The following is a 26,843-nucleotide window of genomic DNA, read 5'->3' on the forward strand; positions in this document are numbered from 1 at the left end:
AAGGCATAGATTAATGTGTATTTTTCATTGTAAAAAAGGATTCTTTGGGTTACTTTTGCAATCGAAACCCACAAAATTAAAAAATATTCCGATGAAATAAAGTGGGTTCCTGACAACCAAAATTTAAATATTATCGGGAAGAAATTATAGAAATAATAAATAGTAAAAATGACCGCAGACAAACTAACAACTTTCGATGTATTAATCGAAATACCAAGAGGAAGCAGAAATAAATATGAGTACGATTTTGAAATCAAAAGAATGCGTTTCGACAGAATGTTGTTCTCTTCAATGATGTACCCGGCAGATTACGGATTTATTCCGGAAACTTTAGCTCTTGACGGTGACCCTCTTGATGTATTGGTTTTGATAAACGAACCAACTTTTCCAGGATGTGTTATTGAAGTAAAACCAATTGGTGTTTTCCACATGGCTGATGATAAAGGACCGGATGAAAAAATTATTTGTGTACCAGTTTCTGATCCAATCTGGAATTCATTAGAAAACCTTTCGGATATTAATCCGCATTTATTAAAAGAAATCGAGCATTTCTTCCAGGTTTACAAAGATCTTGAAAACAAAAAAGTAGATGTTGAAGGATGGGGAGATATAAACGAAGCATTTGCAATTATTGCTGAATGTACAAAGCGTTTTGATGATATTGAGAATAAACCAGAAGGATTATTTAGTATTAAATAATTTTTAGGTTCATATTTTATAAAAAAAGCAATACCCCGTCAGGAGTATTGCTTTTTTGTTTAAATTCGTTTAGTTAGTTTGTTGACTATTAACCAAAACCATTAAAATATGAATGCATTTATGATTTACTTGCCAATTGTTATGGCAATTATTGGATTACTTTTCATGGGAATAAAAAGGACTTGGGTTTTAAAACAAGATGCTGGTGATGGCAAAATGAAAGAGATTTCAGATCACATTTACGAAGGGGCACTCGCCTTTTTAAAAGCAGAATACAAATTATTGACAATCTTTGTAATTATTGCAAGTATTGCGTTAGCCGGAATTACTTTTATTCCGGGAGTTAAAACACATTTATTAATAGTAGTAGCATTCATTTTTGGAGCATTTTTTTCAGCTTTAGCGGGAAATATGGGAATGAAAATAGCAACAAAAACAAACGTCAGAACCACTCAGGCAGCTCGTACAAGTTTACCGCAGGCTTTAAAAGTTTCTTTTGGCGGAGGGACCGTAATGGGTTTAGGTGTTGCAGGTCTGGCAGTGTTAGGTTTAACAGGTTTCTTTATAATTTTCTTTAATCTTTTATCCGGTGGCGTCTGGAAAGATACCGAAACAATGACCGTTGTTCTGGAAACATTGGCCGGATTTTCTCTCGGAGCAGAATCAATTGCTTTATTTGCCAGAGTTGGTGGTGGAATTTACACGAAAGCTGCCGATGTTGGAGCTGATTTAGTAGGTAAAGTTGAAGCTGGAATCCCGGAAGACGATCCTCGTAATCCTGCAACAATTGCAGATAATGTAGGAGACAACGTAGGTGATGTGGCAGGTATGGGAGCCGATTTATTTGGATCTTATGTAGCAACAGTCCTGGCGGCAATGGTGTTAGGTAACTACGTAATCAAAGATATGGGAGGCAATATTCAGGATGCTTTTGGAGGAATTGGTCCAATTTTACTTCCTATGGCAATTGCCGGTTTCGGAATTTTATTCTCCATTATCGGAACCATGTTAGTGAAAATATCTGATGATAATGCTAAAGAAGCACAAGTGCAAAAAGCATTAAATATAGGAAACTGGGTTTCGATTGTTTTAACTGCAATTGCCTGTTTCTTTTTAGTACAGCATATGCTTCCGGAAACTATGCAGATGACTTTTTTTGGCGAAGGTTCCAGAGATATTTCATCAATGCGTGTTTTTTATGCCACATTAGTCGGATTGGTAGTTGGAGGAGCAATTTCTTCAGTTACGGAATATTATACAGGATTAGGTACAAAACCGGTAATGGCTATTGTGCAAAAATCATCAACGGGAGCGGGAACAAACGTTATTGCAGGTTTGGCAACCGGAATGATTTCTACTTTTCCAACAGTATTATTATTTGCTGCAGCAATCTGGATTTCGTATGCTTTGGCTGGTTTTTATGGTGTGGCTTTGGCAGCTTCTGCAATGATGGCAACTACAGCTATGCAATTGGCAATTGATGCTTTCGGACCGATATCAGACAACGCCGGAGGAATTGCCGAAATGAGCGAATTACCAAAAGAAGTACGTACCAGAACTGATATTTTAGATTCAGTAGGAAATACAACCGCAGCAACCGGAAAAGGATTTGCAATTGCTTCTGCAGCTTTAACTTCGTTAGCATTATTTGCAGCATATGTAACTTTTACAGGAATTGACGGAATCAATATTTTTAAAGCACCTGTATTAGCCATGTTATTTGTGGGCGGAATGATTCCCGTAGTTTTCTCAGCTTTGGCTATGAATTCGGTTGGAAAAGCTGCGATGGATATGGTGTATGAAGTTCGTCGTCAGTTTAAGGAAATTCCAGGAATTATGGAAGGGACCGGAAAACCGGAGTACGGAAAATGTGTAGAAATCTCAACAAAAGCTGCTTTACGTGAAATGATGCTGCCTGGAATCTTGACAATAGGTTTCCCGATTGCAATTGTATTATTAGGGAAATTAGTTTATGCAGATAACAATCAATTGGTTGCTGAAATGTTGGGTGGATATATGGCAGGAGTTACCGTTTCCGGTGTACTTTGGGCAGTTTTTCAAAACAATGCCGGAGGTGCGTGGGATAATGCCAAGAAATCTTTTGAAGCAGGGGTCATGATCAATGGCGAAATGACGTATAAAGGTTCTGATGCACACAAAGCTGCTGTAACGGGTGATACCGTTGGAGATCCGTTTAAAGATACTTCAGGGCCATCAATGAATATCTTAATCAAGTTGACTTGTCTGATTGGTTTGGTAGTTGCGCCAATTTTAGGAGAAGGACATTCGTCTTCAGCCATTATCGAAAAAGGTTCGTGCTGTAAAATGGAAATGCATACAGGCGGAGTTTCCAAATGTGGAGATATGGCAGGAATGACTAAAGAAGAATGTATTAAAATGTGCAAAGAAAAAGGCTGCACAGCCGAAGAAACAGCAAAATGTTTAGCACATTACGATGCAAACGGAAAATATGTTCACCAAAAAACGGATTGTTTTGATACCAGAAAATATGATAAAAATCGTGTTGAGGTTAATTTGTCTACAACAAATGGCGTTACGGTTGGAACAGTAACGAAAACCGAAAACGGAAAAACTACGACAGAAGTTTTTGAAGGAACAGAAGCTGAAGTGAAAGAAAAAATTGAAGCTGCGAAATAAAGATATCTTATATTGCTTTGTCAAAGCTTTTAGAAATAAAAAATGCCTCTAAATTTTAGAGGCATTTTTTTAACTACGTTTTTTTGATCCTAAGAATATCTGTTTTATTATTCTCCAAACAATGAATTTCTAATGACATTCCAACATACGCATCTGAAAAATAAAATGGTGTTTGATGGTCAAGGATCGATGTCGTCCATTGGTCGATTGTTCTGTATTCAGTTGTTATGATGTGTCTAATTCCTTTTGGAGTGATTTTTTTTTCTAAATTTATAACATGCGTAGCTATTACCAATTTGTTAATTTCTTTAGTGTTTTTATATGCTTTCATGTAAAATGGAATTACATATTTAAAAACTAAAAAGACTACTATAATTATTAATCCCAGAACAAAAAATGACATTCCGTCATAATCAGAATCCACAAATTGCTGAATGGTAATATTAGATGTAATTAGCAGTAAACAAAATAAAGGCAACAGGAAAAATACAGCCAGAATAAAACGAATTTTAAATGCCTTTTTGAGTGTCTTTTTTTCATCTTCAGATAAAGGCTTATTTGTAATTGTCATTTGGTCTAAATTATTTACAGCAAATGTAATTTTTTTCTGTTAAAACCGGTTTTTAATTTACTAATTCAAAACTGGATTTCAGTTTAATATCTGCAGATGAAGCTCCAATCATGACTTCAAAATCGCCTGGTTCAGCAATCCATTCTAATTTATCATTATAGAAAGAAAGTTTTTCTTTATCAATCGTAAACTCAATAGTTTTAGATTCTCCAGCATTTAATTTCACTTTTTGAAAATCCCTTAGTTCTAAAATCGGTCTTACAACAGATCCGAATTTATCTTTTAGATACAACTGAACAACTTCTTCTCCGGCAACTTTTCCAACATTTGATAATTGAAAAGAAACTTTAATGGTTTCCTTTTTCTTCATTTTAGCTGAAGATAATTTCAAACCACTATAATTGAATTTCGTATAGCTTAATCCATATCCAAAAGGAAATTTGGGAGAGTTTTTTAAATCAATATAAGCTGATACATATCCGGTTGCATCTTCATTCGGAGCAGGTCTTCCGGTACTAAAATGATTATAATAAATTGGAATCTGACCCACTTCTCTCGGAAAAGTCATTGGCAATTTCCCGGAAGGGTTATAATCTCCAAACAGAACATTAGCAATAGCGTTTCCTGCTTCAGTACCCAGCCACCAGGTATAAACAATTGCAGGAACATTATCTGCTGTCCAATTAAAAATAAGTGGTCTTCCGGCATTTATTAAAACTACAACCGGTTTTCCTGTTGCCTGAATTGCTTTTACTAAATCTTCCTGAACGCCTGGCAAATGAAGATTGCTTCGGCTTTTGGCTTCGCCGCTCATGTCTCGTCTTTCTCCTATACTCAAAATCACAACATCGGCTTGTTTGGCTGTTGCAACAGCTTCGGCAAAACCGTCTTTATTATCTCCGTCAACTTCACAGCCTTTGGCGTAAAGCAATTTTGTGTTTTTACCCACTTTATTCTGCAAACCATCCCATTGCGAAACTACCCATTTATCGTAATCTACATCTGGTAATTCAACGGACCAGAATCCCATATTTGCTTTGTATTCTTTAACCATTGGTCCGATAAATGCAATTGTTTTCAGGTTTTTAGAAAGTGGTAATGTTTGGTTGTCATTCTTTAATAAAACGATACTTTTCTCAGCTACTTCAAGCGCTGCTTTTCTGTTTTCAGGATTGTTTAAAGCTTTTTCAGCTCTTTTTTCATCTGAATATCGGTATGGATCTTCAAATAATCCTAATTCGAATTTTTTACGAAGAATGCGTTTTACTGCATCATCAATCAAATCAACAGAAACTTTACCTTCTTTAACCAATTCGGCTAAATTATAACGGTATGCATTGCTCTCCATATCCATATCACTTCCTGCTGTAATCGCAGAAAGTGCTGCAGCTTTAAGATCTTTTGAATAACCGTGTGCGACCATTTCTCCGATAGAACCCCAATCTGAAACTACAAATCCCTGAAAGTTCCATTTTCCTTTTAAAATATCGCGTTGCAGATGTACATTACCGGTAGCAGGAATTCCGTTCAAATCATTAAATGAATTCATAAATGTTGCAGCACCGGCATCAAGAGCAGCTTTAAAAGGAGGTAAATAGGTTTCAAACAACATACGTTCACTCATGTCAACAGAATTATAATCTCTTCCGCCTGTTGCGGCACCATAAGCGGCAAAATGTTTTACACAAGCCATAACTGAGTTTAAATCTCCCAATTTATTCCCCTGAAAACCTTTTACTCTGACATAAGCAATTTTAGAGCCCAAATAAGTGTCTTCGCCAGCGCCTTCCATCACACGTCCCCAACGCGGGTCGCGGGCGATATCTACCATTGGAGCAAATGTCCAGTGAATTCCACTCGCAGCAGCTTCTGTCGCAGCTATTCTGGCAGCCAATTCAATTGCAGGTAAATCCCAGCTTGCCGCTTCTGCTAACGGAATTGGAAAAGTTGTTTTGTATCCGTGAATTACATCCTGACCAAACAACAACGGAATTTTAAGACGGGACTGCATCGCCAGTTCCTGATATTGTCGGGTGTATTTTGTTCCGATAACGTTTAACATTGAACCTATTAAACCAGCTTTTATTTCGGCTTGTTTATTCGGATTTATTGTAATTGGACCAGTTGCCGAATTATCGCCTGTATATTGATTAAGCTGACCAATTTTTTCTTCAATGGTCATTTTTTCCAATAAGGTATTTACTTTTTGATCGATTGTTTGTTGTTGAGCGACTGCAAAAAGTGAGATTATCAACAAGGTAAATGTGGTTATTTTTTTCATTTAATTAATTTCAATATAGACGGGAAGGTGGTCTGAAGGATATTTCAAATCTTTAGAATCGCTCAAAACTGCATGTTTCAGAACTTTAAAACTGCTGTTTTTAGAAATAAAAATATAATCTATTAGAAGTGTAACGGGTTCCTTATGATTGAAATCATTAAAAGTCCCGGAAGGCCCAAAAGGCTTTTCTTTTGAAACGTCTTTAGTATCATCCATTACTTTTCTAATTTCAATAATTTGCGGGGTATTTGGTTCTGAATTAAAATCACCCATAAAAACTACAGGATATTCTTTAGTATTAACTTCTTTTATTTTTGACAAAATGAGTTGAACACCTTTGACTCTCGCTTCATTACCAATATGATCAAGATGAGTGTTAAAAACCCAAAATAATTTTTTCGTTTTTAAATCTTTAAAAAGAGCATACGTACAAATTCGATTACAAGCGGCATCCCAACCTTTTGACACAATATTTGGGGTCTCAGACAACCAGAATGTATTGGATTGTTCTATTTTAAAACGGTTTTTTTTATAATAAATCGTACAGGCTTCGCCTTTTCCTTCATCTTCTCTGCCTATTCCAAATTTGTTATAATCCGGCAAAGCTGAAGCTATATCAACAACCTGATTTGGTGTTGCTTCCTGAACCCCAAAAATATCCGGGCTGTAAAACTGAATTTGGGAAGTAAAAAAATCCTTTCGGTTTGGCCATGCATTTTCTCCGTCAGAAGCAATATCCAAACGAATATTATAGGTCATAATTTTTAAGTTTTGACCATAAGAAGAGAGGCTGACAAAAAGCAGCATTAAAACGGAAGACAGAACATTAAATTTTTTCATATAAAATAATTTTAATTTAGAAAATGCCCAATGTTTTATGGGATTTCATGGGAAAAACTAATGTAACAAAATAATTAACTATTGACTTTATCTTACGGTTAATATTGTTTTTTTTAACACCTTTCACTTTTTTGAATGCTTTTTTTATTCTGATTTTATTTCAAAGAAAAATCCTTTTTCAAGTTTGAAATCTGAATTGTAAATGTCCCTTTTTCAGAAATCCATTTTAAATCTTCATTCACAAATTGCAAATCTTTTTGGTTCAGTGTAAACTTTACTGTTTTGGTTTCGTTCGGTTCTAAACTAATTTTGTCGAATCTTTTAAGGGCTTTAAATTCCGGTGTAATTGAAGCAAAATTATCAGACAGGTATAATAAAACGGATTCTTTACCAGCTTTTTTACCAGAGTTTGTAACTTCTACAGAAACATTGATTTCATCATTGGAATTGATTTCAGGTTTATCAATTTTTAAATTAGAATATGTAAAAATGGTATAGGATAATCCTGTTCCAAATTCATACTGTGGCAAATAGCTTTTTTCATATTTAGCGTCATCATTTTGTTCACCTTCAGAAATGCTCTCCGTGTATTTTCGATTGTATTTTTCTAAGGAATTTGGATATCTCGGATAATTATATGGTAATCTTCCGCTAGGATTTACGTCACCGTAAATAATATCAACCAAAGCTCTTGCTCCTTCATTTCCGGGAAGATAACATTGAATAACAGCGCTCATTTTATCTTCAAAATCACTGATTAATCTTGGTCTTCCTTCATTTAGCACTAAAATTATCGGTTTGTTTAATTTTGATAAGGCCAATGCCAATTTAATTTGCGAATCACTCATGTAAATATTACTAATGTCGCCAGGGGTTTCGGTGTAATTTTTCTCGCCTAAACACAAAACTATTTTGGAAGCATTTTTTGCTAATTCAACAGCTTTTTCGATAGCAGAATCATCCTCTTTTTCAAGATCGGCACCTGGTGTATAAAATACATTCTCTTTTCCTAGTTTGTTTTGAAAAGCTTCCAGAATAGTTAATTTATCAGCAGCATAAGTATCTGAATTTTCACCCTGCCAGGTGTATGACCAGCCTCCGTTCAGGTATTTCATGCTATTCGCCGTAGGCCCTGTAATTAGTACTTTTTCATTTTTATTCAATGGCAGGGCTGTAGCTGTGTTTTTTAATAAAGTAATCGATTCTGCCGCCGTTTTGTAAGCTTCCTGAATATGTTCTGCCGATCCAAATTTTGGATAATCTTTTAAATTGGCTACAGCATTCTGAAATAAATTCAACTCGAATTTCATTCTTAAAATTCGCGTTACGGCATCATCGATTCTTGACATGGGAACTTCGCCTTTTTGAACTAAATCAATTAAATCAGTATAAAAAGAAAAATCTTCGGGTACCATACTCATATCAATACCGGCCATAACTGCTATTCTTACTGCATCGCGCTTGGTTTCTGCAACTTTATGTCTTGTGTTTAGGTAGATGATATCTTTCCAGTCTGTTACTACAACTCCTGTAAAGCCCAGCTCATTTTTTAGGATATCAGTTATCAGATGTTTACTTGCATGCACGGGAGTTCCGTTTATTTCACCCGAACTTACCATGACACTTTTTGCTCCGGCTTTAATGGCGGCCTCATAAATCGTTAAATCGTATTGTCTTAGGAGACGTTCCGGTATTATACTTGGAGTTCTGTCTTTTCCTGTTGTTGTACTTCCGTAACCAATATAATGTTTCATACAGGAAGCAACACTATATTTAGACCCTATATTATTTCCTTCAAAACCATCCACTAATGCTACGGCCATTTTTGATGAGAGATAAGCATCTTCTCCAAAGGATTCCCACATTCTTGACCAGGCCGGATTTCTTGGGAAATCTAAATCGGGAGAAAAAACCCAGGGAATTGACGAAGCCCTGGTTTCGTAAGCAGAAATCTCGGCACCACGTTTTACTAAATCGGTATTAAAAGTAGCAGCAAGTCCTATTTGCTGTGGAAATAAGGTTGCCCCAGTTGTATAACTTGCCCCATGAATAGCATCGATACCATATAAAACCGGAATTTTAAGCCTTGTTTTATTGGCTTCATTAGAAATTGCAGTCATAGTTTCCTGCCATCTTTTTAATGTTGGAGCGCCAGGATTTGGAACATTTAAAATCGAACCAATATGATAGTCCTGTATTCCCTGTTTTAATTTTGAAGGTTCAAAATAACCCGGTCTTTTTGGGTCTTCAAAAATGGTTACGGTAATCTGAGTCATTTGACCCACTTTTTCTTCAAGGGTCATTTTTGAAAGTAACTCAGAGACTTTGGTGTCAATCTCAGTTTTTTTATTTACCTGACTCCATGCTGTTCCACAAATGGAGAAAGCGAATAGTAGCAAAATTGCATTTTTCATTTTGTAATTTTAATTAAGATTGGAACAAATGAATATTTTTAGAATAATCTATTGCTCGAATTAAATTTGACCTTAAGCTGCCATTATCATACAAGATATTGTTTTTGTAAGATAAAACCTTTAATAAACTAAAGTTTGTATGGCGTGCGCAGGTATTTTGACTAGTATTTTTTCAGAAGCTATAATAAGATTGTAATTTATTTCTTTATCAGTCTGGTTCATTACAATAGTTGCCACAGTTCCGTCGGTATTTAGAAATGAAGTACTTAATAAATTGCTTTTACTTACTGCGGAACTGATACGAACTGCATTTAAATGAATGAATTTTGAGAAATGTCCAATATAATAATAGGACGGAGTGTAAATTAATTCTCCTGTAGTTGTATCGGCATGGATCGGTGCAAAGCAAAAATTCCCCACATGATTTGGACCTCCATTTTGATCTAAAAGTATATTCCAGTCAGTCCAGCCATTTGTTCCGTTATTAAAATCGTTTATCATAGCGATGCCGTATTTTTCTGCATTTGGCCAGAATTGGTATTTTGCGGCATCAAATCTTTCGACACAACCTTCGGTAAATAAAAGACCTTTGTCGGGATAAGCTTCATGTACTTTTCTAACATTATCAAACATTGGTAAACCTCCGGACCATGTTTCGTACCAGTGAAAACCTGTACCCCAAACATATTTTGAAGCTTCGGGATCAGAATAAATAACGTTAGCTCTCTGGTTCATTAAATCACGATTATGATCCCAAATTATAATTTTTACATTATTGAGTTTTTCTTTTTTCAAAGTTGGTCCCAGATAATTTTTTATAAAATCTCTTTCGTTTTCTGCAGTGTAAATACAAGATTCCCAGGATTGAACCGCCATTGGTTCGTTTTGAGTTGAGGTTCCCCAAATTGGAATTCCTTCTTTTTCGTAGACTTTTATAAATTTAACATAAAAATTAGCCCATGTCTGATAATACTCAGGCAGTAATGTTCCGCCTTTCAAAACGTTATTATTGCTTTTCATAAAAGCATTTGGCGACCACGGAGTAGCATATGTGGTTAATTTTCCTCCTGCCGTTTTTATGGCTTGTTTTATTAATGGTATACGGTATTGTTTGTCATGTTCAATAGAAAAAGTCTTCAAATCTTTATCTCCTTCTTTGATATAAGAATAGCTTCCGCTGCTAAAATCAGAGCTTTGTATCGTTGTTCTTAGCAATGAATAGCCAATCCCTTTTTGTTTATCATAATAGGCATTCAGAAATTCAGTTTGTTTTTCTTTTGAAAGTTTTGCAAAAACTTCAGCACTGGCATCGGTTGCGGCGCCACCAATTCCCATAAATTTTTGAAACTTTTTTGAAGGTTCCACAAAAATAGAAGTTTCAGTTTCTAAAGGCTGTTTAGAGGCTGAGAATACTAAATTATCGGTGGAAGTTAATTTTAAATTCGAATTTTCAGCTGTAGTATAAACTGTAATTTTTTTATTTTTAGTAGAGAATTCCTGTTGTTGTTTTTGGCTCTTCGCTTGTGAAAACACAGTAGAAGAAAAACATAAACAAGTAATAATAAAGCCGATTTTTTTCATTGCAAATGTTTTAAATAATTAAAACTTAGATTTAAAACTCATTATTTTATTTAGCATTGGTTTAAAAAATAGCCCATAATCATAAAGAAGATGGGCTATTCTAACAACCAAACTTAACTTAAAACTTAACTTAAAATAATTCACAATTATTAAAGTGAATACATTTTTCATGTTTTTGTAGAGAAATATTTTTTGTGAATAATGTCAATTCATTCACTAATTTTAATTCAGAGCTTAATTGCCCCAACCCGGATTTGGTGTCATTTTATTATTGTTAAGAATTTCTGCAGCAGGTATTGGATATAAATTGTGTTTGTCTGCAAAGTTTCCATTCTTTTTAAATCCTTGGTTTTTAAGAACAGTTGCGGCATCACCCCAACGAATTAAATCCAAGTACCTAAATCCTTCAAATGCAAGCTCTAATCTTCTTTCTGTTTTGATCGCATCCAGGGTAACAATTTTAACCGGTAAGTCTACCCTGTCACGTACTTCAGTAAAATAACCTTGTGCTGTTGAAACATTTCCTGCTAAAAGATTTGCTTCTGCGGCCATTAACAGAACGTCAGCATATCTAATTAATCTTACATTTGTTCCATAATTCAATTCTGCAACAGGTGTGCCTGTTTCAGAAGCCAAAGAACCATATTTTAGTCTAAAGTAACCCTCCATTCCCCATACAGGATTAGGGATTGTCCAGTCTTCTGTCCAGTCACCACCGTATTTTGATCTAAGATCTGCTACTGATAATATTGACGCATTTTTTCTAACCATATCGCCTTCTGCATCAAAAGCATCTGCCATTTTAGCTGTTGGATAATTAAATCCCCAACCAGGCAGAAGCCCTGAAGTTCCTGCTACAAAACTAGCCGCTCTGGGTCCCATCAATTGCCAGTTAACATTGTTTTCCATCGCACGATTTCCTCCCCATTGGAAATTTCCCCAATCATAACCTGCAGAAGTAACGTAGCCAATTTCAAATAAAGATTCCAATCCATATTCTGATTCCTTTAAAAATAGTTTTGAATAATCAGGAGCAAGATTATATTCATTTGAAGTAATAACATCATCAAATGCATCGGCTGATTCAGGATACATTTTTTGATATAAATAAGCTTTTCCATTTATAGCCTGAGCAGTACCTTTTGACATTCTAAAACGCATTGCGGCAGCGTATTCACTTTTTTTAGGCAGATTCGGAATTGCTTCGTTCAAATCTTTGTGTATTTGTGCATAAATTTCTTCAGGTGTCGATTTTGCCATTGCAAATTCTGATGCTGTTGGAATTTTTAATCTTAATGGAACGCCTCCCCACATTGAAACTAATTCAAAGTAAAAAAAGGCTCTTAAAGCTTTGGCTTCAGCTATCATTTGCTTTTTCGCCGGAGTATCGTCTTTTGCAATATTTATAATTGCATTAGCTCTCATAACTCCAAAATACATCGCTTTAAAAGAATGTTCAATTGGTTTGTTTTCAGCTGTATAAGAGAAGTCATCTAATTGTTGGTATGGCGGCTGGTCACCATCTGAACCACCGCCAGCGTGTGTTTCATCTGAAGGAAATGATTTTACAACATACATTGAATTCCAGTCAGCTGCATATGCCCATTGTAAAACGTCATAGCATGAAAGCACACCTTCCTGAAGTTCTTCTTCGGTTTTGAAATAATCATCAGCAGGGAGAACACCATAAACCGGCTGATCTAAGAAATCGTCTGCACAGGATATCAGCATAATAGCCAGCCCTGCAATAAATGATATTTTATAAATTAATTTTTTCATCGTTATTTATTTTTGTATTCGTCTTGAATTAAAATGTTACTGACAATCCTGTCATGATACGGCTGGCATTTGGATACAAACCTCTGTCAATACCTTGTGAGTTATTTGAAAAGCTTCCTACTTCAGGATCAATTCCCTTGTATTTTGTAAATGTGAAATAATCATCAAGTGAAATATATATTCTTAAGTTGGATACTTTAATTTGATCCAATAACTCTGATTTGAAATTATATCCTAATTGTATTTGTTTGATTTTAACATAGGATGCATCCTGAACCATTAAATCACTGGTGTAAAGAATAGGGTCGCTATAAGAAGCTTTTGGAAAACTATTGGTGCTTCCTTCCCCTGTCCATCTGTCGGTGTAAAAGAATGATGGGCGATTTGACTTCGGGTTATCAACTCTGGCTAATGCTAAGAAGTTTTCTCCTCCAAATGCCCCCTGAACAAAAAATTTAAGATCAAAACCTTTGTATTCGAAGTCAATAGTTGTAGCAATTATTAAATCGTGATGAGGATCTCCAATGTATGTTTTGTCCTGATCAGTAATATCACCATCACCATTAGTATCAACCACTATAGCTTCTCCGGGTGTAGGATTCCAGGTTGTAACATTTCCTAATGATGTCTTATACGCATCTACTTGTGCCTGATTCTGGAAAATACCATTTGTTTTATATCCTCTAAAATACCAAACCGGTTTTCCTAATTCAAAAGAAGTTACAGTTCCTAATACAGGAAGACTGGCTCCATCAACTCTTGTAAGTAATGGATTTAAATAGGTTACTTCATTTTTAATGGTAGTTAAATTAAGATTTATACCATATTTTAATTGATGTTTTGAATCTCTCCATCCCGCTTCGATCTCGAAACCTTTATTTGTTACATCACCTGCATTTGCATATGGAGCAGGATAACCTGTAGATAAAGGAGGTGAAGAAGGAGTTAATAAATCTCTTGTTATTTTTTTATAGTAATCAAAACCAAATGTTAATCTGTTGTCAAAAGCTCTTACATCAAATCCTAAATCGGTTTGCTCAGTAGTTTCCCAGGTAATGTCTTCATTTGGTAATGCCTTAAGTTCTCCAACAGGGTGATAATTACCAAGGACATCAGGGTATTTTAAACCATCTTTTGTAATAAAGGCTCTCCATTGACCAGCTCCAATGTTAGACGTAGATCCGTTTTCACCCCAGGAAGCTCTTAATTTTAAGTGGTTTACCTGTTCAATTGGCCAAAATGCTTCATTTGAGATTATCCAGCCTGCAGATACAGCAGGAAAATATCCGGCACGTTTATCAGGTGCAAAAAGAGAAGAATTGTCATTTCTCAAAGAAGCCTGGAATAAATATTTATTATCGTATGAATAAGTAAGACGTCCAAAATATGAATTCATGGATGAAGGCGTTATATTACCTGATACAGTTCCTGCTACAGGAGCTTCACCAACCGGTGCCCATTCATCACCTTCTTTAATCATGCCAGCTGTACGTGTATTCAAATAACGATATTCAGTATCTTGTGCAGACATACCCACCATCGCAGAAAACTCATGTTTATTAATGGTTTTGCTGTAAGTGATAAAGTTTTCAAAAAGCCATGTTTTAAAAATCCCCTGGTTATAAGTTTTACTATTGGTAGTATTTTCCTTAGTTGCATTCCACCAGTATTTTTGAGTCCAGTCATCATAATTGTTGAATGCTTGTTCTATACCATAACGAGTTGTAAAAACAAATCCTTCAAAAGGTTTAATGTTGGCATATACATTACCAATAATTTTGGTTTCTTGTGTTAGTCCATGGTCAATTGCAATTTGTCCAATAGGATTGGCTATTTCTCCGTCAACATAATTAGAGATACCATAATATTCACCATTCTCATTAGTTGGTATTGGTTTTCCGGCTGCCAATGCATCCTGAACATGTTGAGGTAATGTAGTTCCCTTCGGATAAAAAACAGGAGTTACAGGATCCATAAGCATGGCATGATTCATAATACCATTAAAGCTGTCATCCTCGGTAAATGCTTTACGTTTATTTACTGAAAGAGAGAAATTTTCTCCAACTTCTAAATATTTGCTCACTTTATGATTGGAGTTGAATCTTACTGTTGTACGCTTAAAATTGGTTTTGTCTCCTCCAAAAATACCGTCTTGTGTAAAAAAGTTGCCTGAAAGTAAAAAAGTGGAGACATCATTTCCGCCGGCAAGCTGAAGCGTATGGTGTTGCATTGGTGCTGCATCTTCAGCTGCTTCATCAATCCAGTTTGTTCCTTCTTTGCCTTTCCACTCAGCTACACTTGGTCTGTTTCCTGCAGGTTTTGTTTCGTCTATCCATTGAACATACTGATCAGCATTCATCATTTCTAGTTTTGTTCTTAAAGATTGAAAACCAAATTGATTGCTGTAAGTAACCTTCATAGATCCTGATTTGCCTTTTTTAGTCGTAATCATTACTACTCCATTACCACCATCAGCTCCATAAATAGCTGCAGATGCGGCATCTTTTAAGATTTCCATCTTTTCAATATCGTTAGAATCCAGGAAGTCGATATTGCTTGTACGCATTCCGTCAACAACATATATAGGATCAGAATTGCCATTAGATCCGGCCCCGCGAATACGAACTTTTGCCCCTGCTCCCGGAGCTCCCGATTGTGCCATAACAGTTACACCAGCAGCTTGTCCTTGTAATACTTGTGTCGATAAGCCAACTGATAGATTTGCAATTTGTTCTGCTTTTATTGAAGAAATAGCTCCGGTAACAACACTTTTCTTTTGAGTTCCATATCCTACAACCACTACCTCATTTAAGTTTTGAGATTCCGGTTTTAATCTAATTTCAATTTGAGTTCTTCCATTTACAGCTTCCTGTACAGTATTATATCCTACAAAACTAATTGTTAAAATCCCGTTTGAAGGAACATTTATTTGAAATTTTCCATCAAAATCAGAAGCAGTTGCTTTGCTCGTTCCTTTGATTAAAATTGTTGCGCCTGGGACGGGTAGCCCACTTTCATCGTTTATTGTTCCTTTTACAGTAACATCTTGTGCCATTGTGATAACTGAGAACAACAGAGATGAAAAACAAAAAATAAGTAATTTTGTTAATTTCATTTTTCTAAAAATTTTGGTTAATTAATTAGTAATTTGATGCAATAATAAAGTTAAATTTTTAGTATTTGTATTTTTTAATCCTTACAAAAACACATCAAACTATAAATATTTACTTTACAAAAACACATCATAATAATTTTAATTAATTGATTTGCAAATATTTAAAAAACAATTTATAACTGTTACTATAATGTTAATTGTTGAAAAAAACACTACATTTATTAAAAATCAAATATTTAAGCTTTTATGTCCTTATCCTACTGACAGTACAGGTTTTAATAAGTGTGATATTTACTGTTAAATTGAATTATATATAAAATACATGAAATTCAGAAATCAGCTTTTTTGCATTCTTACATTTTTTTTCTTCTCTTTTGACGCTTTATGTCAGGTCAAAGACATCGGAATGCCGAATATTAAAAATTATAAAAGAACAGAATATAAAGGCGGTACTCAAAATTGGAGTATTGATCAGGATAAAAACGGAAATATTTATTTTGCAAATAACAGTGGACTAATACAATTTGACGGTTCTACATGGCGTAAATATTCTTTGCCAAATAATACTGCAATCAGGAGCTTGAAAATTGATAATTCAGGGAAAATTTTTGTTGGTGGGAATAACGAATTTGGTTATTTCAAGGCAAATGAAAAAGGGGAACTAAAATACTTTTCACTTTCGAAATTAATTGCTAAAAAGGATAGTCAAAATATAAATTTAATATGGAGGATTCATATTTTTAAAGGAGAGGTAATTTTTCAATCTTTTACAAAAGCACTGTTTTACAAAAATGATAAATTGAATATCGTGGATGCTCCAAGAAAGTTTCAATTTTCTTTTCTGGTAAACAATCGTCTTTTTTTTCAGGATAAAGTATTGGGTATTTTAGAATATAAAAATCAAAAATTATATCCATTAAAAGGTACTACAGTCCTAAATGATAAAGAAATTTGGGCTATGTTTCCGTTGCCGGATAATAAAATTCTTCTTGCTACTTTAGAAAAAGGCCTTTTTGTATATGATTACAATAAAGTGAAAGAATGGAATACCGAGGCAAATGATTTTATAAAAAAGAATACTTCTCTGGGTGGAGCAATCATAAAAAATAAATTTATCGTTTTAAATTCAGTTTTAAATGGTATCATAATTTGTGATTTGAATGGAAAAATAATCCAGCATTTAAACCGCCAAAAGGGACTTCAAAACAATACAATCTTAACGTCATTTGTTGATAATAAAGATAATATCTGGCTGGGTCTTGATAATGGGATAACGTTTATAAATGAAAATTCTCCTTTTACCTATTTCGATTATAGTTATAATATAGGAACAGTTTATGCTTCAGTTTTGTATCAGAATAATTTGTACGTAGCAACAAATCAAGGGTTATTCTATCATTCCTGGAATGCTTCTTTTGTTGACGAACCTTTTAAAAGGGTTGAAGGTACAATTGCCCAGGCGTGGAATGTTCAGGTTATAAATAATACGTTGTTATGTTCCAGCAATAGTGGGGCTTTAGTTATAGAAGATAACAGAGTCTCGAAAATATTAGATACTAAAGGATATTTCGGTTTTAAGCAAATACCAAAACATCCTCAATATGCAATTGGTGAAAGTTATAATGGTTTTTCAATTTTTAAAATTGTATCAGGCAAGGCTGAATTTGTAAATCAGGTTGAGGGTTTTGATGAAACCACCAATACTTTTGAAGTCGAACTGGACAACGATTATTTATGGCTAAAGAAAAGTCCATATTTATATCAAATGGAACTTTCGGATGACTTAAAAAAATTTGAATCTATAAAAAAGCACACACAAATATCAGCAATTAATAAAGGAATTGGAAGTCTGCAATTTATTCATAATAAAATCTATTTTCAGACTAAGAATCATTTCTATAGATTTTCTAAAGAACAGGATGGCTTTTTTGAAGACAGGAAAATAGGTACGCTTTTTAAAAATATCCCTGTAATTAACACATTGATTGAAGATTCTAAGGGTAATTTATGGTACTCTTTTAATGAATCTTTAGGGGTACTGGAAAAATCAGCTAATGGAAGTTATATCCGGAATGAAGTTCCCTTTTCTAATTTAACAGGGAATCTGGTTAATAACTATATCTCAGTAAATACAATTGATCCAAAAAACATTTTTATTGGATTAACGGATGGATTAACGCATTATGATGCTACAATTTCAAATAAATTTATTACTAAGCCCATTGCTTTTATAGAAAGTTTTTCTTTTCCGGGAGATACTATAATTACGGGAAATTTAAAAATGAATGAAAAACAATTCAGCTTACCCTATAGTGCTAATCATGTTAAGTTTACTTTTTCTTCTCCGACTTTCGAAAATCAGGAAAATGTTACTTATTCCTATAAACTGGAACCTTTTGAAGATACATGGCGTAATTGGTCTGCCATTTCAATAAAGGAATATACCAATTTAAGAGAAGGGAATTATGTTATGAAATTAAGAGCTAAAAACAGTTTTGGTGTACTATCGGAAATTAACGAAATTAAGTTTGCTATTTCACCCCCATGGTACAGACATTTTTTAGCTTATATTTTCTATTTATTATTAATTCTTACAGCGGTATATGTGATTTCGGATAGAATTAAATTAAAAATCAGAAAAAATAAATATTATGAGACTATTGAGCAAAGGCGTTTGTATCTGGAAAGAGAATCGAAAATAAGGTATGAACAGCATGAACTCGAAAAAGAAATTGAAAAACTGAAAAGTGATAAGCTTCAAATTAAAATTCTGGCAAAAGATAAGGAACTGGTAAATAACTCTTTGCAGGTAGTAAAGAAAAACAAAGTTTTAAACGGAATCATTCATAAACTTAAAGACATCGACACCAATATTTTGGATGATACGACGAAATTTGAGTTCAATAAACTTCATAAAAGTATCGTAAAGGAAGTCAATACCGATAAAAGCTGGAAAGATTTAGAAAAGCATATTAAAAATGTACATTTTGATTTTTTAAAAAGACTAAAAGAGAAATATCCAACAATTTCACCAAGGGAATTAGATTTATCAACCTATTTACTAATGAATATGTCGACCAAGGAAATTGCAGAAATCATGAATATATCCAATGGTGGAGTAGAATTGGCGAGATATCGATTAAGAAAAAAGCTGGGTCTGAATAAGAAAGAGAATCTTATTGGGTTTTTAATGAGTATTTAGTGTTTACCAAAAATGCCTCTAAACTTTAGAGGCATTTTGTATTGTGTTTAATTTTTGAAATACAGATTTTTAAAACAATCCATTCAATTCGGCATCAATTCGATTAATAATATTTCCTAAATCTTCAGGGTTATCTACAAAATTAATATTGTCAACGTCAATAATCAATAATTTTCCTTTGGTATAAGTTTGAACCCAGGCTTCATATCTTTCGTTCAGACGACTCAAATATTCGATAGAAATAGAGTTTTCGTACTCGCGTCCGCGTTTGTGGATTTGACCCACTAGATTTGGAATTGAACTTCTTAAATAAATCAATAAATCCGGTGCTTTTACCAATGATTCCATTAATTCAAATAATGAGGTGTAATTTTCAAAATCACGGCTTGTCATCAATCCCATCGAATATAAGTTGGGAGCAAAGATATACGCATCCTCGTAAATGGTTCTGTCCTGAATTATTTTTTTTCCACTTTCACGGATTTGCTGTACCTGACGAAATCTGCTGTTCAGAAAATAAATTTGCAGATTAAAAGACCAGCGTTCCATCTGGTGGTAAAAATCATCTAAATATGGATTGTCAACGACATCTTCATAATGGGGTTCCCATTTAAAATGTTTGGCCAATAATTTAGTCAATGTTGTTTTTCCTGCTCCTATATTTCCTGCTATTGCTATGTGCATTACGGTGTTACGATTTTATAATTTGTGATTTCCCTGGTTGTAAAAATAGATAAAATTTGGTCTTTGTAACAGAATTTATCAAAGGTTTTTTCTAAAACTTCAATTTCAGAAGAAGTGTCAGAATTATCATTATGAATGTCTTTAAAATACAAGAAATTACCTTTACTGAAAATGTATTGCTTAGGGCTTAAAATCTGGATTTCATCAAAATCTGAAACTTTTCCCAAGCCGGTTGTTTTTCCAAAAATATCGCAGGAATACCAATTGAATTTTTCATCTATCCAATAAAAAGTATTAAAATCAGTCTGGTAAGATTTTATATTTTCTGTTAATGGAGTAGAAACGGTTTTATATTCATTTTTCAAATAATCGAAAAGTCCAATTTGTTGATTTAAAGCATTATAAATCCATAATTGGTTTTGAGAAGACATTCCAATTGCCGTAACAACAATAGGAATACTGTTTTGAGAAAAATTAATCTCAGCAATTTTATTCAATTGATTGTCAAGTAAGACAACACTATTAAAATCTTCATAAAACAATACTATTTTCAGGGGATTCAGGATATCGACTTTAGTGATTTTTCCTAATGAAACATTTTTGTATTCAAAGACTTCATTTTCTTTGATTTTACTAAACACATTATTTTTTATCTGATAAGAATATCCAAAAGAATCATAACCTAAAAATTCATCAGCATCAATAGTAAAATGGGAGGTTGAAAGAATATTTATTTTTTTATTCTGAGCAGAAACTACTGAAATAAAACAGGCAAAAAGCAATAGGAATAAAATTTTGCAGGCTGTTTTTTTCATGGGTTTTTTCTAAAATGCCAAATTACGAAAAACTATAGTAAAAATGGATTATGCAGATAAGATTTTATCATTTAACGGTACTCATTTCTAATAGTCTGATTAATACCGAACTCTGTCGATAGCTTATAAGGGTTTATATATTTAATTTTTCCTTCTTTAAAATTAATGATACATTTGAATGTAAGTTTTATCGGATTTATCCAACTTTAAAAGAAAACCAATGAAAAAAATATCATATTATTTGTTTTTAATTCTTGCTTTCAGTCAAATGCAAGCTCAAAAAGATTTTCAGGGAATGGCAGTTTATGAGTCAAAAACCCAGGCGCCTAAGTTTGAAGGAATGCGCGGAAACAGGGATATTACACCCGAAATGCAAAAGAATATGGAGGAGCGGATGAAAAAAATGCTGGAAAAAACATTTATTCTGAATTTTGATAAATCGGCTTCTATTTATAAGGAAGAAGAAAAATTAGAGGCACCCGGACAACAGGGAGGAATGCGAATGATGATGAATTCTATGATGGGTGGCGGCGGAACTTTTTACAAAGATGTAAAAAGTAAAGTGTATATGGTAGATAAAGAATTTATGGGTAAAGAATTTTTGGTTAAAGATTCATTGCCGAAATTAAATTGGAAATTAGAACCTGAAACCAAACAAATTGGAGGCTATACCTGCTATAAGGCAACTGCTGTTCGTGAAGCCAGTAAAACTGATTTCAGAAATTTCAGACCGAAGAATGATGACGATAAAAAAACTGAAGTAAAAAAGGAAGATGCTCAAAAACAAACTACTGAAAAGAAAACCAATTTTGAAGATAATTTTGAAATTCCCAAAGAAATTACAATAACTGCCTGGTACTCGCCTGAAATTCCAATCAATCAAGGACCTGAGAGTTATTGGGGATTACCGGGTTTGATTTTAGAAATTAATGATGGAACAACAACTATTTTATGTTCTAAAATTATTTTGAATGCCAAAGAAAAAGTGGACATAAAAGCACCAACAAAAGGAAAAGAAATTTCTCAGAAGGATTACGACGAAACAGTTATAAAAAAAATGAAAGAGTTTAGAGAAATGAATCGTGGCCGTGCAGGAGGACCTCCAATGATAGGAAGATAAAAATTGCTGTCCTGATAAATTACTACTTATTATAATTCTCTTTTAATGAACAAAATACTTTGTTTCTTCGTTTTTTTAATTACTTCTGTTTCTTTTTCTCAAAGTATCCGTTTTGATGGTTTTATTCAGGACGGACAAAAAAATCCATTGGAAATGGCCAATATTATGGCCGTAAATTCAGCTACAAAAGCAATGGATTCTTATGGAATTACAAATGATAAAGGAAGGTTTCAATTGACTTTGAAGCCCAATACTTCTTATACGGTAAAAATTAGTTACCTCGGAATGAAATCAAAAGAAATTGAAATTTCGACTAAAACTGAGAATATATCTCAAAATATTGCCATGGATGATGTGGAAATAGAACTCGAAGGAGTAGAGATTGTACGCGAAATGCCTGTTTCTATAAAAGGAGATACAATTGTTTATAATGCTGATTCTTTTAAATCCGGAACAGAGAAAAAACTGGAAGACGTGCTTAAAAAACTTCCCGGTGTTGAGGTAAATGCCGATGGAGAAATAGAAGTTGAAGGAAAAAAAGTTTCTAAATTAATGGTTGAAGGCAAAGATTTTTTTGATGGAGATACCAAATTAGGAGTTAAAAACATCCCGGCCGATGCGATTGATAAAATTCAGGTTTTAAGGAATTATAACGAAGTTGGTGCTTTAAAAGGCCTCGAAAATGATCAGGATAATGTAGCTATGAATATTAAACTGAAAGAAGGTAAAAAGAACTTTTGGTTTGGGGATATGACGGCAGGAATTGGTGTTGGGGAATTGGACAGTCGATATATTATTAATCCAAAATTGTTTTATTACAGCCCAAAATACAGTATTAATTTGATTACCAATTTTAATAATATTGGCGAATTACCACTTACGGCCCAGGATTATTTTAAGTTTACCGGCGGATTTAAAAACATGATGAAAAAAGGAGGAAGCAGTTTTAATGTTTCTTCGAATGATATCGGAATCTCACTTTTGAGAAATAATCGCGCCAAGGAAATTGAAACAAAGTTTGGCGCCACCAATTTTGCTTATTCGGTTACAAAAGAATGGAATATTAGTGGTTTCGGAATACTTTCTACTTCAAAAACAGATCTTGAAACAAAATCCCAGACAACGATTTTAGACTCAGGAAATCAACAAAACAGAGAGGAACTGACACATCAGAAAAACAATTTGGGTCTTTTTAAACTGAGTTCAAGTTACAAACCCAATACAAAACTTCAGTTCGATTATGATATTCTGACCAAACTGACAAAACAGGAAGAAGATACTGATTTGCTGCGTGAATCAATAGTAAATAATGTATCTACGACCGAAACTATTTTAACAAACAAAAAGCAAGACCCGACATCGATAAACCAAAATGTAAGTTTGTACTATACACAAAGTGACAAAAATATTTTTGCTTTCGAAATGCAGCATTTGTATCAGGACGAAAATCCGTTTTATAATGCCAATTTACAATCTCAGCCCTTTGTTTTGTCGGGTTATACTATTGAACAAAATAGAAATGATTTGAATCAGGAACGATTTGTAAAGACCAATAAATTAGATGCTAAGCTGGATTATTATTATATGGTAACGCCAAAAAGTAATATCAATATTACCTTAGGAAACACTTATTCTTATCAAAATTTTAATTCTCATATTTTTCAGATTCTGGACAACGGAGATAAAAATGATTTAAATGATGCAGCAAATAACAATCAGGTTAAATACAATTTCGACGATGTTTTTTTAGGATTTCACTATAAAATCCTGACCGGAAAATTTACACTAACGCCTGGAGTTAGTGTACATTCATACGCAATGACAAACACACAATCAGGAACAGATTATTCACAAAATTTCATAAAAGTACTGCCTGATTTCTTTGCGCTTTATCAAATCAAAAAATCAGAAACATTGACATATAATTTCTCTTTGACAAATGATTTTACCGATATTAATCAATTGGCCGCAGGTTATGTTTTGTCTGATTACAGCAGTTTGTTTAGAGGAGATCGTACTCTGGAAAACGCAACTTCGCAAGTGCATTCGCTGCGGTATTTTAAATATAATATGTTCAATTTTGAGAATATTTTTGCCAATGCAACGTATACTAAAAAAGTAGATGCTATAAAAACAAAAGCCGATTTTACAGGAATCAATCAATCTTCTTCGCCTTATAATTCTAATCTGGCAGATGAAACTCTTTCCGGTATGGGAAGCTACGGGAGATCATTTTTAAAGAATTATAAAGCTTCTGTAAATGCCAGTTTGAATTGGTCAAAATTCAATAATATTCAAAACGAAAAAGTAACAACGACAGAAAGTTTTACTCAAAGCTATACTGTAAAAGCGTCGACAAATTATAAAAACCTTCCAAATATAGAGTTTGGGTATAATGCTTTAATCAATCAATACAGTGGTTCAACGTATTACACCGATAAACCTTTTGCCCGATTGGATTATTATTTCCTGAATAGTTTTTCGTTTGTTTCCGAATATGAATTCTATCATTATTATAATTCAAACAAAACGGTAGATAACGAATATGATTTTTTAAGTGCCAGCCTGATTTATCAAAAAAAGGACAGCAAATGGGAGTATAAAATCTCAGCTACAAATTTACTGAATACAAGGTATCTCAATGATGACAGTTTCTCACAATTCTCAACGCGTGTTTCGCAATATACCGTTCAGCCTCGTTACATTATTTTTTCAATGAAATATAATCTGTAGTATCTATTAAGTATCTATTTTTGGTTTTAAGCTAATTTATTTTGATAATAATCAAATATCTTTACGCTGAATATTAACAGCCAAAATTTTATATTATGCGCAATTGTATATGGAGTTCCTTATTGCTTTTTTGTATAGTGTTTACGTCTTTTTCGCAATCAAAAAGTATTGAAAAAGGGACATATTCATCAACAAACAAAGGGCAAACAATCAAATTAAATTTTTTAGAGGGTAATAAGTACGAGTTAGTACTGTCTTCCGGCGAATATAAGGTTAAGGGCGACTCATTATTGTTTTCTCAAAATAAAAAGGAAGATGATGCTTTTAATCTTACTTTTAAGAATGACAGAAAAGCGAAGAAAATTAAAATTAAGTTTTTAGACACTTCTTATTATCCATTTTATATAGGGACACAAAAAGGAGCTGAATCAGTTCAATATCAAAGACTTTCAGATATTAAAACTAAAGTAGATCCTGAATTTGCAAATGCAGATTTGGAATTCGATATTGACCGAACAGATTATTTGTATTTGGTGGTCGAAGGATATGAAACTGAAACTAAACTTTATAAATATGCTTTGCCAAAAGATGTTTCAGAAGTGACAATTAAATATGATTTTGATATTGTAGAAGATCTGAAAATTTTCGGTTTTTTTGATAAAAAATCAAATGAGCTTAAAATTACCGGACCATCAGGAAAAGATCCGATCATTTTTTTAAGTGAAAAAGGCACTCCGCCGCCACCTGTTGCTTCAAATATTATTGCTATTGAGAAACAAAGTATTTCAAATTGGACTTATCCGGGAAAAGAAAGTTTAATTAGTGAGGATTTTGGCTCAGAAACTGTTGATAGTGCATCTCCTGTTACTGACAGTGTAGCTTACCCTTTATCCAAATTCGATTTTAAATTCAAAATTGAAAACAATTTAAAAGATGCTCTGGCCGTAACAAAAAATGCTAAAAGTAAATTTTTAGTAGTTTCAGTAGATAGTAAGAATCCTTCGGCAAAAGCTGATTTTGATTCATTTTTGAAAGATCAGGAATCACAAGTCGGATATAATATGTATGATGCTTACAATCCGGAATATGATCTTTTTAATTATTATTTGGCCACTTCCGAAGATAAAAAATGGCTTAAAACGAATAAGATTACTGATGATCCAAGCGTAATCGTTTTGAACAATGATGGAGATGTTTTGGCTACTGCGAAGTTCGGTTTGTCAGATAAAAACCCAGCATTTGAATATTATTTTGATAAAAAACTGAAAAAAGCAAATATTCTTTATTCTTTTAATAAAATAATAAAAAATAAAAAAGCAACAGATGCTGATTTGATTTTGGCTTTTAATAATGCAACCGTAACGGAATTACCATATGATTATGAATCAGATGATGTTAGTAATGAAGAAAATTCTTCGGATTTTAAATTGGTGAAAGTTGTTTTAGATAAAAAAGAGGTTTCTCAAATCTGGAAAAAACTAATTGAAGGGCATCAAAAAGATACAAAGCCAAATATGTTTTTGGTAGAAACAATTTTGAAAGAAATTAAAAACCAAGGGTTTTCTAAGCAATTCTTTAAAGATGACAGAGTTCTGAATGATACTGATTTTCTGTCTATAGATTATTTGATCAAACATTACAATGCAATTGAAAAAGCGAATGCAGAAGTTGATAACACAACTGATCCGGCCACGAAAATCACTAATTTAAGTTCTGAAATTTCATCTGCTTTACAAATAAATAGTTATGTTTCGGGAGAAGGAGTTGAAGGAAATGCGAATCAGAATAAAATAATTTCTATCTATAAAAAATTAATAACAATCGGAAAAGGCGGGTTTGAATGTTATAAAAACTATTTTGCTTATTTGAGTCAGGAAAGTGAAGGAAGTACAAATAACACTGCTTACTTAAAGGAATTCAATGCTTATTTTAATACTTATTTGTCTTCGGAAAAAGGAAACGCAATTGAGAAATTAGATGAGATGTATACTGCAATCGATCCTAATTCTCAGTATTCTTATGACGGATGGAATTCATTTAAAGACTATCATTCTAATTTATGCAACTCAGCTGCCTGGGCGGTAGTCCTAAAACCTGCAAATTCCGGTTTTATGAAAGATGCTATAAATTGGTCTGAATACAGTTTGATTGTAGCCAAAAATAACCCGTACTATTTAGATACACTGGCCCAATTGTATTATAAAGACGGACAAAAAGACAAAGCAATAATTACTCAGGAGTTGGCAGTTAAATTTTTGAATATGGATGTTGAAGAACAAACAGCATCAGAAATCCGTGAAACCTTAACTAAAATGCAAAACGGAACGTATTAAAATTAAGAAGCCTTTGAA

At 33.4% G+C, this 26,843-nt stretch carries 15 protein-coding genes; 6 read left to right on the plus strand and 9 right to left on the minus strand.

From position 1 onward, the window contains the following. The first annotated feature begins 168 nt into the window (after positions 1-168). Both PMI10_RS04240 and PMI10_RS04245 read left to right on the plus strand, forming a co-directional pair. Positions 169-699, plus strand: coding sequence for an inorganic diphosphatase (locus tag PMI10_RS04240; protein WP_007804872.1), 531 nt, complete (start codon positions 169-171; stop codon positions 697-699). A 108-nt stretch (positions 700-807) separates the two neighbouring features. Then, positions 808-3,357: a sodium-translocating pyrophosphatase gene (locus PMI10_RS04245; RefSeq protein ID WP_007804874.1), complete on the plus strand. Its 2,550-nt coding sequence runs from the start codon at positions 808-810 to the stop codon at positions 3,355-3,357. A 73-nt stretch (positions 3,358-3,430) separates the two neighbouring features. Here PMI10_RS04245 and PMI10_RS04250 read toward each other — a convergent pair whose 3' ends face one another. From PMI10_RS04250 to PMI10_RS04280, 7 genes are all read right to left on the minus strand, one after another. Further along, the gene (locus tag PMI10_RS04250; protein WP_007804876.1) at positions 3,431-3,928 is read right to left on the minus strand and encodes a hypothetical protein; all 498 of its coding nucleotides are present in this window, start codon (positions 3,926-3,928) and stop codon (positions 3,431-3,433) included. A 52-nt stretch (positions 3,929-3,980) separates the two neighbouring features. Continuing rightward, positions 3,981-6,209 carry a glycoside hydrolase family 3 N-terminal domain-containing protein gene (locus PMI10_RS04255; RefSeq protein WP_007804879.1) on the minus strand — a complete coding sequence of 743 codons (2,229 nt, stop codon included), beginning with the start codon at positions 6,207-6,209 and terminating at the stop codon, positions 3,981-3,983. Next, positions 6,210-7,049, minus strand: coding sequence for an endonuclease/exonuclease/phosphatase family protein (locus tag PMI10_RS04260; RefSeq protein ID WP_007804881.1), 840 nt, complete (start codon positions 7,047-7,049; stop codon positions 6,210-6,212). 155 nt (positions 7,050-7,204) lie between these two features. Next, positions 7,205-9,463 (minus strand): glycoside hydrolase family 3 N-terminal domain-containing protein, encoded by a 2,259-nt coding sequence (locus tag PMI10_RS04265; RefSeq protein ID WP_007804883.1) that lies wholly within the window; start codon positions 9,461-9,463, stop codon positions 7,205-7,207. A 120-nt stretch (positions 9,464-9,583) separates the two neighbouring features. Next, entirely contained in the window at positions 9,584-11,044 is a 1,461-nt protein-coding gene (locus tag PMI10_RS04270) for a glycoside hydrolase family 30 protein (protein WP_007804885.1), read from the minus strand. A 234-nt stretch (positions 11,045-11,278) separates the two neighbouring features. Next, positions 11,279-12,823 (minus strand): RagB/SusD family nutrient uptake outer membrane protein, encoded by a 1,545-nt coding sequence (locus PMI10_RS04275; protein WP_007804887.1) that lies wholly within the window; start codon positions 12,821-12,823, stop codon positions 11,279-11,281. 28 nt (positions 12,824-12,851) lie between these two features. Further along, the gene (locus PMI10_RS04280; RefSeq protein WP_007804889.1) at positions 12,852-15,938 is read right to left on the minus strand and encodes a SusC/RagA family TonB-linked outer membrane protein; all 3,087 of its coding nucleotides are present in this window, start codon (positions 15,936-15,938) and stop codon (positions 12,852-12,854) included. 322 nt (positions 15,939-16,260) lie between these two features. Between PMI10_RS04280 and PMI10_RS04285 the strand changes: the two genes are divergently transcribed. Continuing rightward, positions 16,261-19,140 carry a triple tyrosine motif-containing protein gene (locus PMI10_RS04285; RefSeq protein ID WP_007804894.1) on the plus strand — a complete coding sequence of 960 codons (2,880 nt, stop codon included), beginning with the start codon at positions 16,261-16,263 and terminating at the stop codon, positions 19,138-19,140. Positions 19,141-19,209: 69 nt separating this feature from the next. Here the strand turns inward: PMI10_RS04285 and PMI10_RS04290 are convergent, their stop codons facing one another. Both PMI10_RS04290 and PMI10_RS04295 read right to left on the minus strand, forming a co-directional pair. Next, complete coding sequence (locus PMI10_RS04290) at positions 19,210-19,824, minus strand: deoxynucleoside kinase (RefSeq protein ID WP_007804896.1); 615 nt, start codon at positions 19,822-19,824, stop codon at positions 19,210-19,212. Continuing rightward, a complete protein-coding gene (locus tag PMI10_RS04295) occupies positions 19,824-20,639 on the minus strand; it encodes a hypothetical protein (protein WP_007804899.1) in 816 nt (271 codons plus the stop codon). The genes PMI10_RS04290 and PMI10_RS04295 overlap by 1 nt, the downstream gene beginning before the upstream one ends. Positions 20,640-20,859: 220 nt before the next feature. On the opposite strand from PMI10_RS04295, the gene PMI10_RS04300 reads away from it, so the two are divergent. The 3 genes from PMI10_RS04300 to PMI10_RS04310 all read left to right on the plus strand — a co-directional run bounded on the left by PMI10_RS04300 (position 20,860) and on the right by PMI10_RS04310 (position 26,825). After that, a complete protein-coding gene (locus tag PMI10_RS04300) occupies positions 20,860-21,759 on the plus strand; it encodes a GLPGLI family protein (RefSeq protein WP_007804901.1) in 900 nt (299 codons plus the stop codon). Positions 21,760-21,804: 45 nt separating this feature from the next. Next, positions 21,805-24,492, plus strand: coding sequence for a carboxypeptidase-like regulatory domain-containing protein (locus PMI10_RS04305; protein ID WP_007804903.1), 2,688 nt, complete (start codon positions 21,805-21,807; stop codon positions 24,490-24,492). Positions 24,493-24,587: 95 nt separating this feature from the next. After that, positions 24,588-26,825, plus strand: coding sequence for a hypothetical protein (locus PMI10_RS04310; protein WP_007804905.1), 2,238 nt, complete (start codon positions 24,588-24,590; stop codon positions 26,823-26,825). Positions 26,826-26,843: the final 18 nt, after the last annotated feature.

It is taken from the genome of Flavobacterium sp. CF136 (assembly GCF_000282055.1).
Lineage (GTDB): Bacteria > Bacteroidota > Bacteroidia > Flavobacteriales > Flavobacteriaceae > Flavobacterium.

Excerpts from the sequence above, each read along its gene's own strand:
- PMI10_RS04240 (WP_007804872.1), top strand. The coding sequence starts at position 169 with ATGACCGCAGACAAACTAACAACTTTCGATGTATTAATCGAAATACCA.
- PMI10_RS04245 (WP_007804874.1), top strand. The coding sequence starts at position 808 with ATGAATGCATTTATGATTTACTTGCCAATTGTTATGGCAATTATTGGA.
- PMI10_RS04250 (WP_007804876.1), bottom strand. The coding sequence starts at position 3,928 with ATGACAATTACAAATAAGCCTTTATCTGAAGATGAAAAAAAGACACTC.
- PMI10_RS04255 (WP_007804879.1), bottom strand. The coding sequence starts at position 6,209 with ATGAAAAAAATAACCACATTTACCTTGTTGATAATCTCACTTTTTGCA.
- PMI10_RS04260 (WP_007804881.1), bottom strand. The coding sequence starts at position 7,049 with ATGAAAAAATTTAATGTTCTGTCTTCCGTTTTAATGCTGCTTTTTGTC.
- PMI10_RS04265 (WP_007804883.1), bottom strand. The coding sequence starts at position 9,463 with ATGAAAAATGCAATTTTGCTACTATTCGCTTTCTCCATTTGTGGAACA.
- PMI10_RS04270 (WP_007804885.1), bottom strand. The coding sequence starts at position 11,044 with ATGAAAAAAATCGGCTTTATTATTACTTGTTTATGTTTTTCTTCTACT.
- PMI10_RS04275 (WP_007804887.1), bottom strand. The coding sequence starts at position 12,823 with ATGAAAAAATTAATTTATAAAATATCATTTATTGCAGGGCTGGCTATT.
- PMI10_RS04280 (WP_007804889.1), bottom strand. The coding sequence starts at position 15,938 with ATGAAATTAACAAAATTACTTATTTTTTGTTTTTCATCTCTGTTGTTC.
- PMI10_RS04285 (WP_007804894.1), top strand. The coding sequence starts at position 16,261 with ATGAAATTCAGAAATCAGCTTTTTTGCATTCTTACATTTTTTTTCTTC.
- PMI10_RS04290 (WP_007804896.1), bottom strand. The coding sequence starts at position 19,824 with ATGCACATAGCAATAGCAGGAAATATAGGAGCAGGAAAAACAACATTG.
- PMI10_RS04295 (WP_007804899.1), bottom strand. The coding sequence starts at position 20,639 with ATGAAAAAAACAGCCTGCAAAATTTTATTCCTATTGCTTTTTGCCTGT.
- PMI10_RS04300 (WP_007804901.1), top strand. The coding sequence starts at position 20,860 with ATGAAAAAAATATCATATTATTTGTTTTTAATTCTTGCTTTCAGTCAA.
- PMI10_RS04305 (WP_007804903.1), top strand. The coding sequence starts at position 21,805 with ATGAACAAAATACTTTGTTTCTTCGTTTTTTTAATTACTTCTGTTTCT.
- PMI10_RS04310 (WP_007804905.1), top strand. The coding sequence starts at position 24,588 with ATGCGCAATTGTATATGGAGTTCCTTATTGCTTTTTTGTATAGTGTTT.